We start from the raw sequence: 15,744 nt of genomic DNA on the forward strand, positions 1-15,744 counted from the left end.
AAGCCGCAGCATGGTCGCTACGGCGGTTATGTGTGAGTTGCGGAATTGCCGGTTTGCAATGCGTCGTCGTCCCCGCCCGTCGTCGGCATGGTTTCCGATTCGATGGCGGCCAGGGCTTGCGCGGCGCGCTGCAATGCTGGCAAGAAATGTAAAGCTTTGTCGTGCGTCAAACGGATGATGGGCGCCTGGATGGCCACGGCCAGGTTCGAGCGGCCGTTCGGGTTCGGCACCAGCACGGCCACGCACAGCAGGCCGGGCAGGAATTCCTCGTCGTCGAGCGCATAGCCGTTGCGGCGCACCAGTTCCAGTTCGCGTTCCAGCTTGACGGGGTCCGTTTCCGTCTTGTCCGTAAAGCGCGTCAATTCCATATGGCCCAGCAGGCGGCGCCGTTGTACGGGCGTCATTTGCGCCAGGAACAGCTTGCCGCTGGACGAGCAGTGGGCCGGCACGCGCGAACCGGGATGCAGGTAAAAGCGCAGCGGCGCCGCCGTTTCTACCCGGTCCAGGTACACCACTTCGCTGCCGCTGAAGGCCGTCAGGTTGCAGCTTTCGCCCACTTCCTCGACCAGCTGGCGCAAGACCATGCGGCGGGCGCCATGGAAAGTGTTGTTAATCAAGAGGTTCGACGCCAGGCGGCGCAGGCGCACGCCCGTGCTGTAGTGACGGCCATCGCTTTCGCGCTGCAGCACGCCCACGCTTTCCAGCTGTTGCAGCATGCGGTGCAGGGTGGGTTTTGGCAGACCCGTCTCTTCCACCAGCGCTTGCAGCGACAGCAACTGGTCTTTTTCGGCAATCACTTCCAGCAAGGCAAACAAACGCATCGTGGGCGTGTCGCCTTCCAGTTTTTCCGGCTCAAGTTTTGGGGATGAAATCATGTCCATGGTGGCCTCGGTTGTCTGTCTGAGTGTTATTTCATTTTCGAACTCAAATTGTACCGTTTCCTCGAAATTCTGTTTGACTTTTGATTGCCGAACGCTTAAATTGAATTGTATATCAAATTTCGGAACAAAATATACCGTTTTTTGATAATTTAGACGAAGCTTATCACCACAGACCAGGAGACACCCATGAATGACATGACCGAGCAAAAAGCCGCCGCCGCAGTGGCCACCCCCACCGGCCCGCAAAAGATGACGCCTTCCGAAGCGTTCGTGGAAACCCTGGCCGCCAATGGCGTGACCGACATGTTCGGCATCATGGGCTCGGCCTTCATGGACCCGATGGACATTTTTGCCCCGGCCGGCATCCGTTTGATCCCCGTCGTGCACGAGCAGGGCGCCGGCCACATGGCTGACGGCTATGCCCGCGTCTCGGGCCGCCATGGCGTGGTCATCGGCCAGAACGGCCCCGGCATCAGCAATTGCGTGACAGCGATTGCCGCCGCCTACTGGGCGCATACGCCCGTCGTCATCATCACGCCGGAGACGGGCACGATGAGCATGGGCCTGGGCGGTTTCCAGGAAGCGAACCAGCTGCCGATGTTCGAGGAATTCACGAAATATCAAGGTCACGTCACGAATCCGGCCCGCATGGCGGAATTTACGGGCCGCTGCTTTGACCGCGCCATGTCGGAAATGGGCCCGACGCAATTGAACATTCCGCGCGATTATTTCTATGGCGAAATAAAGGCCGAGATTCCCAAGCCGAACCGCCTGGACCGTGGCGCCGGCGGCGAGCAAAGCCTCAACGACGCGGCCGAACTGCTGGCCAAGGCCAAGTTCCCCGTCATCATCTCGGGCGGCGGCGTCGTCATGGGCGAAGCGATCGAGGAGTGCAAGGCCCTGGCCGAGCGTCTGGGCGCCCCGGTGGTGAACAGCTACCTGCACAACGATTCCTTCCCCGCCAGCCACCCGCTGTGGTGCGGTCCGCTCGGCTACCAGGGTTCCAAGGCGGCCATGAAACTGATCGCCCAGGCCGACGTCGTCGTCGCGCTCGGTTCGCGTTTGGGGCCGTTCGGCACCTTGCCGCAGCACGGCATGGATTACTGGCCGAAAAACGCCAAGATCATCCAGATCGACGCGGACAACAAGATGCTGGGTCTGGTCAAAAAGATTTCGGTGGGCATCTGCGGCGACGCCAAGGCGGCCGCGAAAGCCATCCTGTCCCGCCTGGATGGCAAGACGCTCGACTGCGACGCGACGCGCGACGAGCGCTATGCCGCCGTGCAAGCGGAAAAAGCCGCATGGGAAGAGGAATTGACGAACTGGACGCATGAAAAAGATGCGTACAGCCTGGACATGATCGAAGAGCAGAAGAAAGAGCCTGGCAGCTATCTGCACCCGCGCCAGGTCTTGCGCGAGCTGGAAAAAGCCATGCCGGAAGACGTGATGGTGTCGACCGACATCGGCAACATCAACTCGGTGGCCAACAGCTATCTGCGCTTTGAAAAGCCGCGCAGCTTCTTTGCGGCGATGAGCTTTGGCAACTGCGGCTACGCATTCCCGACCATCATCGGCGCGAAAGTGGCCGCGCCGCATCGTCCGGCCGTGTCGTATGCGGGCGACGGCGCCTGGGGCATGAGCTTGATGGAAACGATGACCTGCGTGCGCCACAACATTCCCGTCACGGCCGTGGTGTTCCATAACCGCCAGTGGGGCGCGGAAAAGAAAAACCAGGTCGATTTCTACAACCGCCGCTTCGTCGCCGGTGAACTCGACAACCAGAGCTTTGCGGAAATTGCGCGGGCCATGGGCGCCGAAGGCATCACGGTCGACAAGCTGGAAGATGTGGGCCCGGCCTTGAAGAAAGCGATCGACATGCAGATGAATGAAGGCAAGACCACCATCATCGAAATCATGTGCACGCGTGAATTGGGCGACCCGTTCCGCCGGGATGCGCTGAGCAAACCTGTGCGTCACCTGGACAAGTATAAAGACTACGTTTGATGTGATGGTGTTGTTGGATTACGCCCTGGCGGGCTAATCCAACCTACGCGTGGTGCTGGCGTAGGTCGGATTAGCCGGGCGCAAGCCCGGCGTAATCCGACACAGTGCTGTGACGAAATTCTCACACATTGTCACTTCTTCATCGCTATTTCAATAAAGAATACAAAGCGTCCCGGTATTTGGATTATTTGATTTGACAAGCCCAAGCATTCAGCTTAAATTCAATAAAATACTAAAAAACGGAACGAATAGTACCAAATTCGACTCACGGAGACAAAAATGAACACACGAGTACCTACCGACGCCGTCACCACCGCTGTCACTACTGATTTCCTGCAAGCGTTCGGCGATGCCTGGAACCGCCACGATATCGACGCCCTGATGGCGGCCATGGCCGACGATTGCGAATTCCACGCCGTGGCCGGCCCTGACTTGCTGGGCAAGAGTTTTATCGGCCGCGACGCCGTGCGCGCCGGCTTTGAACTGGCCTGGCAAACCTTCCCCGACGCGGCATGGCTTAACCCCGTGCACTTCGTCAGCGGCGAGCGCGGCGTGACGGAGTCGACGTTTGCCGGCACCAAGGCGGACGGCACGCGCATCGAAGCGCGCATGGTCGACATTTTTACTTTCCGCGACGGCAAGATCGCCGTGAAGAATGCCTTCCGCAAGGATCGCCCACCGGTCGTCACGGCTGCCAAAGCCTGAGCCAGTACGTTCACCAGGAATGACCATGAACAAACCTGTCGACACCCCATCTGACGTACTGGGCAACAGCACCGCCGCCCGTACGCCCTACGATCCCGCCTTCGATCCGCTGGTGGCCCAGCGCCCCGGCCACGGCAATGCCTACGCGCCCACCTACTGGATCGGCACGGCCGGCGAGCCGCCCGCCGACGACGGCCCCATCACGCATGACATCGACGTCGACGTGGCCATCATCGGCTCGGGTTTTACCGGCCTGTCCTGCGCCATCTTCCTGGCCCAGGAACACGGCATCAAGGCGACGGTGCTGGAAGCGAACCGTGTCAGCTGGGGCTGCAGCACGCGCAATGGCGGCCAGGCGCAATGCACGACGGGCCGCCTGAAGCGCTCGCAGTGGATAGACCGCTATGGGCTGGACACGGCCCTGAAACTGCACACGGAAGTGTGCGACGCGATGGAAACGTTCAAGAAGATCACGGCCGACATCGATTGTGACCCGCAGCCGGGCGGCCACCTGTACATCGCCCACAAGGCGAAAGCCATGCCCGCGCTGGAAAATGAAGCCAAGATCATGCGCGAGATTTTCAAGTACGACGCGCGCATCCTCGACGCCGACACCGTCAAGCGCGAGTATGTGGACGACAAGGAAGCGGCCGGCGCGCTGCACGAGCCGGAAGGCATCGGCATCCACGCGGGCAAGCTGGCCTTCGGCTACCTGCGCAAGGCGCGCGCGCTGGGCGCCAAGGTGCATCCATCGAGCCCCGTGATGGGCTGGGAAACGCGCAACGGCGTGCATTATCTGCAAACGCCGGGCGGCGTCGTGCGCGCCCGCTCCGTGGCCGTGGCCACGGGCGGTTACACCTCGCCGCACCTGCATCCGCAAGTGAAAAACCGCTTGCTGCCGATTCTGTCGAACTCGCTCGTCACGCGTCCGTTGACCCCGGCGGAAATCGCGGCGTGCAATTTCCGTACCCACCAGGTGATCACGGATACGCGCATCCTGCGCCACTACTACCGCTTGATGCCGGACAACCGCGTGCAGATCGGCAGCCGCAGCGCCATCACGGGCGCCGACGCGCCGGACGACAAGTACAAACAGTTTTTGATCAACGATCTGCACCGCAAGTTCCCCGCGCTGACCGGTATCGGCATCGATTATTCATGGTGGGGCTGGGTCGACGTCAGCCACGACATGATGCCGCGCATCGTGCAACCGGACCCGAAGCAATCGATCTTCTATTCGCTCGGCTACGGCGGCAACGGCGTGATGTACTCGGCGCAGGCGGGCCGGCGCATGGCCGAGCGCATCGCGGGCAAGGCCAGCGACACGGGCTTGCCGATCTTCAATTCGAAACTGCCGTACCCGAACATGATGGAACTGGTCGAGTCGCAAGCCTTCGCCCCGTTCCGCCGCCTGGGCCAGCGCTTCCTGTACCGCTGGTATCACTTGAAGGATGAAGTGTTTTAAATAGCAGTAGCCGTACCAAGCCGCCGTATGGTTGACAAAGAGCAACCAGCGGTGCCTGTTCCGCAAGGAGCAGATATTGCCCGAACGTTCACACATAACAATAAACTTGGAGTGAGACATGAACACGATTACGAGCAAAACCCCGAGCAAAACGGTTTTTTCAACGATGCGCCGCGCCATTCTCGGCACCCTGGTGCTGGGCGTAGTGGCGGCCTCCAGCGGTACCGCCTTTGCGCAAAGCAAGGAAGTGACGATTGCCTACCAGGAAATCAACGGTCCCTTCCTGGTGGCGATCGCCAGCGGCGAAGTGGAAAAAACCACCGGCTATAAAATTAACTGGCGCAAGTTCGATTCGGGCGCCAAGGTAGCCACCGGCATGGCGTCCGGCGACGTGCAGATCGGCGTCATCGGTTCCAGTCCTTTGACGGCGGCCGTCAGCCGCGGCGTCGACCTGCAGCTGTTCTGGATCATCGACGACATCAACGAAGCCGAAGCGATGGTGGCCCGCAATGGCGCCGGCATCACCAAGCCGACGGACCTGCGCGGCAAGAAAATCGCCGTGCCTTTCGTTTCCACCACGCACTTCCACACCATGTTCGCGCTGGAAACGTGGGGCATCAAGCCCACGGAAGTGAAATTGCTGAACATGCAGCCTAACCAGATCGCCGCGGCCTGGGAGCGCGGCGATATCGATGCCGCCTTCGTGTGGGATCCGGCCTTGAGCAAGCTCAAGCAAAACGGCAAGGTGCTCGTCACCTCCGGCGAACTGAGCAAGAAGGGCAAGGCCACGTTTGACGGCATGGCCGTCGAGCGCGCCTGGGGCGAAGCGAATGCCGATTTCATGGCCAAGTTCGTCAAGGTGATGGCTGCCGCCGACGCCGACTACCGCGCCAATCCGAAAGCGTGGACCATCGATTCCCCGCAAGTCAAAGCCAATGTCAAGCATTCGGGCGCGGCCGCCAAGGACGTGGCCGCCTCCGTGGCCCTGTACGCCTATCCATCGCTGCAGGAGCAAGCGTCGCCGGCCTGGCTCGGCGGCGGCGCCAAGGGCGGCGTGGCGCAAGCCTTGCTGGCCACGGCGCAATTTTTGAAGGGCGAAGGCAAGATCGACACCCTGGCAACAGATTACGCCAAGTATGTGACACCCAGGTATGCACAGGCCGCCGGCCTGCTGAAGTAAACGTTGTGCGATGGCGCGCCTGCGGGCGCGCTGACTGAACAGAATGCGTTGAACTGAAGTGACTACACCTATGCGGGGCACATGATGGAAAATCTCTACGTCAAGGATGTCAGCGTGATTTATCCGGGCAAGACGGCCGGTGAACGCGTACATGCCTTAAATAATATCAATCTCACCATCAATAGCGGCGACTTCGTCGTCGCGCTGGGTGCCTCGGGTTGCGGCAAGACCACTTTGCTGAGCCTGATGGCGGGCTTTATCGCTCCCTCCAAGGGCGAAATCATGTTGGGCAGCAATAAAGTGGAAGGGCCGGGTGCCGACCGTGGCGTCGTGTTCCAGAAACATGCCTTGCTGCCATGGCTGAACGTGATGGAAAACGTGGAGTTCGGCTTGAAACTGCAAGGCGTGGCGAAAGCCGTGCGGCGCGAACAGGCGGCGAAAAACCTGGCGCTGGTGGGCTTGAAGGACTTTCACGACAATATGATTTATCAGTTGTCGGGCGGCATGCAGCAAAGGGTGGGCATCGCCCGCGCCCTGACCAGCAATCCCGCCATGCTGCTGATGGATGAACCGATGGCGGCGCTCGATGCGCTGACGCGCGAAACCATCCAGGAGTTGCTGCTCGATATCTGGGCCAAGTCCAGCACCATGTTCTTCTTCATTACCCACAGCGTCGACGAGGCGCTGTTCCTGGCGAACCGGCTGATCGTCATGTCGCCCCGTCCGGGCCGCATCACGCACACGTATGAACTCGATTTCAACAAGCGTTTCCTCGAATGCCGCGATGCGCGCGCCGTGAAATCGAGCCCGGACTTCATCAAGATGCGCGAAACGGTGCTCAACATCATTTATGGCGACGAGCGCGCTGTCAATAAAGAGCTGGAGGTGTCCCATGCATAGCCCATCCGCCGTGGGATTTCCTCCCACTACCGCCAAGCGCACCGGCTTCTTTGGCCGCCTGTTCGCTCCCCGCTGCGCCATGCCCGGCGAAGCGTTCGGCGCGCCGGGGCAGGGCAATTCCAGCCGCATCGCTACCGTCACCGTCATCGCCGTGCTCTTGCTGTGGTTTGGCGTGACGGCCAGCGGCATGGTGAAACCCTTATTTTTACCTTCGCCGCAAGCCGTGTATGAAAAGTTCATCATGGCGGCCACCACCGGTTTCGGCGGCGCGACCCTGTGGGAACACACGGTCGCCAGTCTGGTACGCGTGTTCGGCGCCTTTGGCCTGGCGTGCCTGTTCGCCATTCCCATCGGCGTGATGATGGGCGTCAATCGCGTGGCACGCGGCATCTTCGATCCCTTGATCGAGTTCTACCGTCCGCTGCCGCCGCTCGCTTACTTGCCACTGGTCATCATTTGGTTCGGCATCGGCGAGTTTTCGAAGGTCTACCTGATCTTTCTGGCCATCTTCGCGCCGATGGCGATTGCGGCCCGCGCCGGCGTCAGCTCCGTGTCGCTGGAGCAAATCCACGCGGCGTATTCGATGGGCGCCACCCGTTTCCAGGTCATCGTGCACGTGATTTTGCGTGCTGCGATACCGGAAATTCTCACCGGCATGCGCATCGGCATCGGTGTGGGTTGGACCACCCTGGTGGCGGGCGAAATGGTGGCGGCCACGCGCGGCCTCGGTTACATGGTGCTGAGCGCTTCCGAGTTCCTGGCCAGCGATGTGGTGATCATGGGCATCATCGTGATCGGCTTCTTTGCTTTCCTGTTTGATTTGATGATGCGTTACCTCGAACGTACCCTCGTGCCATGGAAGGGCAAGGTGTAAGACGTTCCCGGGAGTGGCGCGCACGCCACAAGTGTTGCCGCCGCTCCTTTTTTTTTAGCAACCCTCACTGTACGTAACCTCCAGCGCGCTTGCCCCTTGGCTGCCGCGCCGGGCCGCTGCATTTCCAGATTGACTTATGGAATGCGGCCAACCAGACTGATTCACACGATGTATCGATGCTGCTTGACGGTGTTGTCCAAATAAAACAAAGCCGCGCGGCAGGAACAAGTCGCAGCAGGGCAGGGCGCACCGAGCTTCAGATATTACTAGGAGACAAACATGATTAGCGACAACCACAACAACACGGGCTTGCAGCACTCGCTCAAGCAACGCCACATGAGCATGATCGCCATCGGCGGCGTGATCGGCGCCGGCCTCTTTGTCGGCAGCGGCGTCATCGCCAAGGCCGCCGGCCCGGCCGCCATCCTTTCCTTCCTGCTCACGGGCGGCCTCGTCGTCCTGATCATGCGCATGCTGGGAGAGCTGGCTTCGTCCCTGCCCGTGGTCGGCTCCTTTTACGAATATGCGCGCCTGGCCTTCGACGACAAGCCGAAGGTGTCGAAATTCCTCGGCTTCATGAGCGGCTGGATGTATTGGTATTTCTGGGTTGTCGTCGTGGCGCTGGAAGCCATCGCCGGCGCCAAGCTGGTCAACTTCTGGCTGCCGGACGTGCCATCGTGGTCGATCAGCCTGGTGCTGCTTGTCTCGATGACCATCCTTAACCTGTTCTCCGTGAAAGCGTTCGGCGAATTCGAATTCTGGTTCGCCTCGATCAAGGTCGTCGCCATCATCGTCTTCCTGTTTGTCGGCGCCCTGTTCATCACGGGCAGCTTGCCCAACAGCATCCCAACCCTGGGCTTTTTGACCAGCAACGGCGGCTTCATGCCGCACGGCTGGGGACCGGTGCTCAGTGGCGCCGTCGCCGCCACGGCCTTTTATTCGGGCGCCGAGATCGTCACCATCGCCGCCGCCGAAACGTCGGACCCGGCCAAGGCCATCGCCCGCGCCACCAATTCCGTCATCACGCGCGTGCTGATGTTTTATGTGGGATCCATGTTTGTTGTCGTCTGCATCGTGCCCTGGGATTCGCCGGCCATCGCCACGCCATTCGTCAGCGCCCTGACCGTCATGAATATCCCGTACGCAGCCCACATCATGAACGCCATCATTCTGACGGCCGTACTGTCGGCCCTGAACTCCAGCCTGTACGCCTCATCGCGCATGATCTTTGCGCTGACGCGCCGCGGCGACGCCCCCACGGGCCTGGTCAAGCTGAGCAAGAACGGCGTGCCGATTCGCGCCATCCTGTTCAGCACCTTGTTCGCCTATTTCGCCATTGCCGTGTCGTATGTATCGGCTGACCTCGTATTCCCCTTCATCGTCAATTCCTACGGCATCCTGATCCTGTTCGTCTACCTGCTCATTGCGATATCTCAATTGCGTTTGCGCCGCCGGCTGGAGCGCGAATGCCCGGAACGCATCAAGGTGCGCATGTGGCTTTTCCCCTACCTGACGTATTTCACCATCATCGCCATGCTGGTGATCCTCGGCGCCATGAGCGTGTCGTCCGATACGGAGCAGCGCGTGTCGTTCTGGTTCGGCCTGTTAAGCGTGGTCATCCTGAGCGTCATGTACTACATCAAGAAACTGGTCAACGACGACCGCAACGGCGACAACGAAGCCAAGGTGGAGCTCAAACATGTCTGACACGACCTTGTTGCCCACAGACCGGCGCCGCTTCCTGCGCACGACGGCCGCCCTGGGTGCCGCCGCCGTGGCCGGCCCAGCCTTGGCGCAGTCCGCCTCCGTGACCTTGCCGTTTGAAAACGGCGAGCGCGAACTGGCGGACTTCCCGCAAAAGCGTCCGCTGATCCTGCTGACCAGCCGTCCGCCCCAGCTGGAAACGCCGTTCAGTGTGTTCAATGAAGGCCCGATCACGCCCAACGATGCGTTTTTCGTGCGCTACCACTGGAGCGGCTTGCCCACCAGCATTGATGGCAGCAGCTACCGGCTGCGCATAGCCGGCCTGGTGAAGACGCCTTTGGAATTGTCGCTGGCCGAGCTGAAACAGCTGGCCGCGCCCGTCGAGGTGGTGGCCGTGACGCAATGTTCGGGCAATAGCCGCGGCTTTTTCGCCCCGCGCGCCAACGGCGGACAGCTGGGCAATGGCGCCATGGGCAATGCCCGCTGGACGGGTATCCCCCTGAAAACCGTGCTGGAAAAGGCCGGCATCGCGGCCAGCGCCGTGCAAGTGGCCTTCAATGGACTGGAAACGCCGCCCGTGGGCGACGGTCCCGATTTCCAGAAGGCGCTGTCCGTCGAGCACATCATGGCGGGCGACGTCATGCTGGCCTGGGCCATGAATGGCGAGGACATTCCTTTCCTCAACGGCTATCCGCTGCGCCTGATCGTGCCAGGGTTCTATGGCACTTACTGGGTCAAGCACCTGAGCGACATCACGGTGCTCGACAAGCCGTTTGACGGCTTCTGGATGAGCACGGGCTACCGCATTCCCGACAACGGCTCCGGCTTCATCGAACCGGGCGCGCCCGTGGGCAAGACGACGCCGATCAGCCGCCTCAACGTGCGCTCGTTCATTACCAGTGTGCAAGATGGCGCGCAAGTGAAAGCGGGGCGCGACCTGGCGCTGCGCGGCATCGCTTTTGATGGCGGTCAGGGCATCAGCGAGGTGAGCGTATCGGTGGACGGCGGCCAGACGTGGCAGGAGGCCAAGCTGGGCAAGGACCTGGGACGCTTTTCGTTCCGCGAGTGGACGATGGTCATGAAGGCGCCGCGCAAGGGCAAGCATGTGCTGATGGTGCGCGCCGTCAACCGCATCGGCCAGAGCCAGCCCATGAAAGCCCTGTGGAATCCCATGGGTTATATGCGCAACGTGGTGGAAACCACGCGCATCCAGGCAGTCTGAGGAGAACCATATGAAGATCTTGTTTGCCGCGCTGGCACTGTCGGCGGCGGGCGGCGCGTGCGCGCTGGAAATCCATTTGCCACCGGAAACGGCGACTTATAAACCCAGCGAATTGCCCGGCTACCAACTGGTGCAGCGCAACTGCATGACGTGCCACGCGGCCCAGTACGCATCGAGCCAGCCGCCCGCTTCGCCGCGCGCCTACTGGGAAGCGACCGTCAAGAAAATGAAAAAGCCATTCGGCGCCCAGTTTGACGACGCGGACGTGCCGGCCATGGTCGATTACCTGGTGAAAACCTATGGTGCGGAACGGGGCGCGGCCACCCTTGCTACTGTGGCCGCGAAGTCTGTTGCTGCTGCACCGGCCGCCAGCGGCAAGGACGTGAAAACCTTGCTGGCGACGAACGGCTGCATGGCTTGTCACGCGCTCGACCAGAAAGTGGTCGGCCCGGGTTTTACCGAGGTGGCAGCCAGGTACAAGGGCAAGGATGGTGCCGCCGCCGTGGCGGCCAACATCCGCAGTGGCGGCGCCGGCAAATGGGGGCCCGTGCCCATGCCGCCGTTCAGCCAGCTCAGTGCAGCCGATGCGGCCAGTCTGGCGAAGTACGTGCTGAACAGATAAGTTCGTCCCGGACGCGCGGCAACCCTTAATACCACTTTCCGCCGCCTCTCTTGCGCGGTATTGCCCACTGCCATTGCGCAGCGGGCTTTTTTTACTTCCCCCATTCGCCGCCGCATCGCTTGCCAAAGCAACAATCCTCAGCACTGGTATTGTAAAAAACACCGTTATACAAAACCACTTGACTACCAATTTAGGGCGTCGCATTCTCTGTGCAGAAAGCCGACGCTTCGCTGTGCTTTCTTTACGTACAACATAAAAAGCTACTTCGATAGTTTTCGTATAACGTTCAGGAGACACTGTGAAGACACGGCAAATTAGTCGGCTGGCCTCGCCTTTGATGGCTGGCCTGCTGGGCAGCGCGCTGCTCGCTTGCGGCGGCAATTCCACCACCGAACCCCCGTCGACCCTGCTGGCCGCCACGGCCGCCAGCGACAGTTGCGCGGCCTGGAGCGCCGCTGCCGTCTACACGGCGGGCCAGTGCGCCGTCTACGACGGCAAGGTGTACCGGGCCAAATGGTGGGTGCAGGGCACGGCGCCGAACAATGACCAGTGGGGACCGTGGAGCCTCGATAGCAGCACGCCCACCCCGACTCCAACCCCGACGCCAACGCCGACGCCGACACCGACTCCCACGCCAGGCGTGCCCACCAAGGCCCAGGCCGAGGCCAACGAGGCGGCGCTGACGAACAACGATTTCTTCCGCAAGGTCAAGGCGTCGATCCGCACCTTGGGCAACACGGCCGTCGAGGCCGTGCAGCCTGGACTGGCCAGCAATCCGCTCAACGTCAAGCGGGTCGAGCGCCTGCTGCCGGCGGCGAAGTGGGATTACTATTTTGCCGCGCGCGACGCCAGCTACACGTACCAGCGCTTCCTGCAAGCCGTGGCCAAGTTCCCCGCCGTGTGCGACGACTACAGCGACGGACGCAATGCGGACGCCATCTGCCGCCACAGCCTGTCCACCATGTTCGCCCATTTTGTGCAGGAAACGGGCGACCATAACGCCAGCAGCCCGCTGCCGCAATGGCGCCAGGGTTTGAAGTATTTGCGCGAGCTGGGCTGCGACGAAACGGGCGCCGGCTGCGGCTACAACGTCGAGTGCACCGATCCCGTCTTCAACAAGGTGTGGACCTGCGGCAAGAACGCTGACGGCAGCTTCAAGAAATATTTTGGCCGCGGCGCCAAGCAGTTGTCGTACAACTACAACTACGGTCCCTTCTCGCAAGCCATGCATGACGGCGATCAATCCGTGCTGCTGAAGAACCCGGACCTGGTGGCGTCGACCTGGCTGAACCTGGCCTCGGCCACGTTTTTCTTTGTCTATCCGCAACCGCCGAAGCCGTCGATGCTGCATGTGCTCGACGGTACGTGGGTGCCGAACGCGGCCGATACGACGGCGGGTGCGGGCAATAACTTTGCCACCACCATCATGATCATCAACGCCGAATGCGGACAGGGCACGGAAAAGCAGGCCGCGCAAAACCGCATCGATTACTACAAGCAATTTGCCGCTGACATGGGCTGGGATTATTCCGGCGAACAACTGTCTTGCGCCAACATGCAACGCTTCACCCCGGCCAGTTCCGCTTCCTACAACATTTATTGGGAAAAGAACTGGAGCGCCGGTGGCGACAATCAATGCCAGCTGGTCAGCTATCAAACCCCGTACAGCGCATTGCTGGCGGGGAACTACGTGAAATGCGTGGAAGCCAACTGGAATGTGAAGTTGCAGTAGCAGTAAAGGCAGGACCAGCCAGCCAGGGATAACAGTTGACAAGAGCCCCTCGAGGGGCCTGCAACAGCTCTCGATGTAAAACCATAACGGAGACCAATACAACATGAAATCGAATACATTATTGATGGCCCTGCTCAGCGGCGTACTCGTCGCCTGCGGCGGCGGTGGCCAGGACGGTACGACCGCCACGCCGAACACCTTGCTCGCCGCCGTGGAAGCGTGCGCCGTCTGGGACGCCGCCACCGTCTACACGGGCGGCCAGTGCGTGCTGTACCAGGGCGTCACCTACAAGGCCAAGTGGTGGACGCAGGGCAATGTCCCCAGCGCCACCGACCAGTGGGGCCCGTGGGCCGTGACGGATACGCCGACGCCGACGCCAACACCGACGCCAACACCGACGCCAACGCCAACGCCAACGCCAACACCGACACCGACACCGACACCGACACCGACACCGACACCGACACCGACACCGACCCCCACAGCTTGCCGTCCTGACGGCCTGATTTCGGCAGTGCCGAATGTGCCGTACTGCAAGGTGTACGATACGAATGGCCGCGAAGTGCTGAGCAATGGCTTGAACCGGCGCATCGTCGGCTATTTCGCCAGCTGGCGCACGGGCGTCGATGGCAGCCCGACTTATCTCGTGAATAATCTGCCGTGGGACAAGATTACCCACCTGAACTATGCGTTCGCTTCCGTCGACCCGGCCACGTCAAAAATCGCCATCGGCAGCGGCGCGGCCAATCCCGATACGGGCCTCACGTGGCCGAACGTGCCGGCCGCCGCCATGGATCCATCCTTGCCCTACAAGGGCCACTTCAACTTGCTGTCGCAATACAAGAAGAAGTATCCGGGCGTGAAACTGATGATATCCGTGGGCGGCTGGGCCGGCAGCGGCGGCTTCTACACGGCCACGACGAACGCGGATGGCAGCATCAACACGGCCGGCATCAACACCCTGGCCGATTCCATGGTGGCGTTTGTGCGCCAGTACAACTTCTTCGATGGCGTCGATGTCGATTACGAACATCCGACCACCAACAATGAAGCGGGCAATCCGAACGACTTCGCCGTCTCGAAGCCGCGCCTGGCCGGCCTGATGACGAGCTATAACCTGCTGCTGAAAGTACTGCGCCAGAAGCTCGATGAAGCGGCCGTGCAGGACAACAAGTATTACCTGCTGACTATCGCCGGTTCCGCCTCGGGCTGGGTCTTGCGTGGCGAAGAAAACATGTCGGGATTGAAATATCTCGATTACGCCAGCCTGATGAGCTATGACTTGCACGGCGCATGGAACCAGTATGTGGGGCCGAACGCGGCGCTGTTTGACGACGGCAATGACGGCGAATTGCGGGCCGGTAACGCCTACCAGTTCCAGAACATCGGCTACCTGAACACGGACTGGGCTTACCGCTACTACCGGGGCGCCATGCAGGCGGGACGCATCAATATCGGCGTGCCGTTCTACACGCGGGGCTGGAAGGATGTGACGGGCGGCACGAATGGCCTGTGGGGCACGACGCCGTTGATCAGCTCGACTGTCACCTGCGCCGGCACCAAGACGTGCGGCACGGGCGCCACCGGCATCGACAACGTCTGGTACGACCTCGACTCGCAAGGCAAACCGACGCCGGGTGGCGGCAACCCCATCTGGCATGCGCTGAACTTGCAGAATGGCATCGTTCCAAGCTACCTCGATGCGTATAAAGTCACGGACAAGGCGCTGGTAGGCAGCTATGTGCCGCATTACAGCAGCACCATGGTGGCGCCGTGGCTGTGGAATGCGACCAAGAAAGTGTTCATTTCCACGGAAACCACGCAGTCCATCGGGGCCAAGGCCCAGTACATCGTCAACAACAATATTGGCGGCGTGATGATCTGGGAAATGGCAGGCGACTATGCCTGGGATGCCACGCGCAACGGCGGCAAGGGCGAGTATTTCATGGGCACCACCTTGACGGACGTGCTGTACCAGGCCTTCCGCACGGCTGGCGTGTATGGCAACAAGCGCGCTGAAATCGCCATGCCGGGCACGGCGGCCAACGTCAGCATCACCCTCGGCGGCTGGAAGCTGGGCGACAGCAACTTTCCCATCAATCCCGTGATGACGGTGAAGAACAACACGGCCACAACCTTGCCGGGCGGCACCGTGGTGGAGTTCGACTATCCCGTCTCGGCACCGTCGGACATGAGCGACCAGTCCGGCTTCGGCTTGACGGTGATCAATGCCGGCTACACGGGGCCGAACAATATCGGCGGCTTTACGAAGAACTACAACCGTGCCCGCTTTGCGATTCCCGCCTGGCAATCGCTGGCGCCGGGCGGCTCCGTGGCGCTGACCCTGAACTACCGCCTGCCGATCTCGGGACCGGCCAACTACACGGTCACCGTGGGCGGCACCAAGTATGCGCTGACGCAAGAGTACCCGGAACTGCCGGTGGCCTTGCCGTAA

The 15,744-nt window shown here is 61.1% G+C and carries 12 protein-coding genes; 11 read left to right on the top strand and 1 reads right to left on the bottom strand.

The window, feature by feature from the left end; genetic code table 11:
- Positions 1-26 precede the first annotated feature (26 nt).
- Positions 27-875 (bottom strand): IclR family transcriptional regulator, encoded by an 849-nt coding sequence (locus FG13_RS28135; protein ID WP_374106449.1) that lies wholly within the window; start codon positions 873-875, stop codon positions 27-29.
- A gap of 201 nt (positions 876-1,076) precedes the next feature.
- Between FG13_RS28135 and xsc the strand changes: the two genes are divergently transcribed.
- From xsc to FG13_RS28190, 11 genes are all read left to right on the top strand, one after another.
- Positions 1,077-2,885 carry a sulfoacetaldehyde acetyltransferase gene (xsc, locus tag FG13_RS28140; protein WP_035828929.1) on the top strand — a complete coding sequence of 603 codons (1,809 nt, stop codon included), beginning with the start codon at positions 1,077-1,079 and terminating at the stop codon, positions 2,883-2,885.
- Between the two features lie 279 nt (positions 2,886-3,164).
- Entirely contained in the window at positions 3,165-3,590 is a 426-nt protein-coding gene (locus FG13_RS28145) for a nuclear transport factor 2 family protein (protein ID WP_051959513.1), read from the top strand.
- 25 nt (positions 3,591-3,615) lie between these two features.
- The gene (locus FG13_RS28150) at positions 3,616-5,055 is read left to right on the top strand and encodes an NAD(P)/FAD-dependent oxidoreductase (protein WP_051959514.1); all 1,440 of its coding nucleotides are present in this window, start codon (positions 3,616-3,618) and stop codon (positions 5,053-5,055) included.
- Positions 5,056-5,173: 118 nt separating this feature from the next.
- Positions 5,174-6,235, top strand: coding sequence for a taurine ABC transporter substrate-binding protein (tauA, locus tag FG13_RS28155; RefSeq protein WP_081922752.1), 1,062 nt, complete (start codon positions 5,174-5,176; stop codon positions 6,233-6,235).
- An 84-nt stretch (positions 6,236-6,319) separates the two neighbouring features.
- A complete protein-coding gene (locus tag FG13_RS28160) occupies positions 6,320-7,135 on the top strand; it encodes a taurine ABC transporter ATP-binding protein (RefSeq protein ID WP_035828937.1) in 816 nt (271 codons plus the stop codon).
- A gap of 79 nt (positions 7,136-7,214) precedes the next feature.
- Complete coding sequence (locus tag FG13_RS28165) at positions 7,215-8,009, top strand: ABC transporter permease subunit (protein ID WP_051959683.1); 795 nt, start codon at positions 7,215-7,217, stop codon at positions 8,007-8,009.
- 279 nt (positions 8,010-8,288) lie between these two features.
- Complete coding sequence (locus FG13_RS28170) at positions 8,289-9,716, top strand: amino acid permease (protein WP_051959515.1); 1,428 nt, start codon at positions 8,289-8,291, stop codon at positions 9,714-9,716.
- Positions 9,709-10,935, top strand: coding sequence for a SorA family sulfite dehydrogenase catalytic subunit (sorA, locus tag FG13_RS28175; RefSeq protein ID WP_035826509.1), 1,227 nt, complete (start codon positions 9,709-9,711; stop codon positions 10,933-10,935). Before FG13_RS28170 ends, sorA begins: the two co-directional genes overlap by 8 nt.
- A 10-nt stretch (positions 10,936-10,945) precedes the next feature.
- Positions 10,946-11,557, top strand: a complete 612-nt coding sequence (gene sorB, locus FG13_RS28180) for a SorB family sulfite dehydrogenase c-type cytochrome subunit (RefSeq protein WP_035826511.1) — start codon at positions 10,946-10,948, stop codon at positions 11,555-11,557.
- Positions 11,558-11,855: 298 nt separating this feature from the next.
- Positions 11,856-13,289: a glycoside hydrolase family 19 protein gene (locus FG13_RS31130; RefSeq protein WP_268747022.1), complete on the top strand. Its 1,434-nt coding sequence runs from the start codon at positions 11,856-11,858 to the stop codon at positions 13,287-13,289.
- Between the two features lie 103 nt (positions 13,290-13,392).
- The gene (locus FG13_RS28190) at positions 13,393-15,744 is read left to right on the top strand and encodes a chitinase C-terminal domain-containing protein (protein WP_081922755.1); all 2,352 of its coding nucleotides are present in this window, start codon (positions 13,393-13,395) and stop codon (positions 15,742-15,744) included.

The sequence above is a fragment of the Janthinobacterium sp. RA13 genome (assembly GCF_000745325.1).
GTDB lineage: Bacteria > Pseudomonadota > Gammaproteobacteria > Burkholderiales > Burkholderiaceae_D > Janthinobacterium > Janthinobacterium rivuli.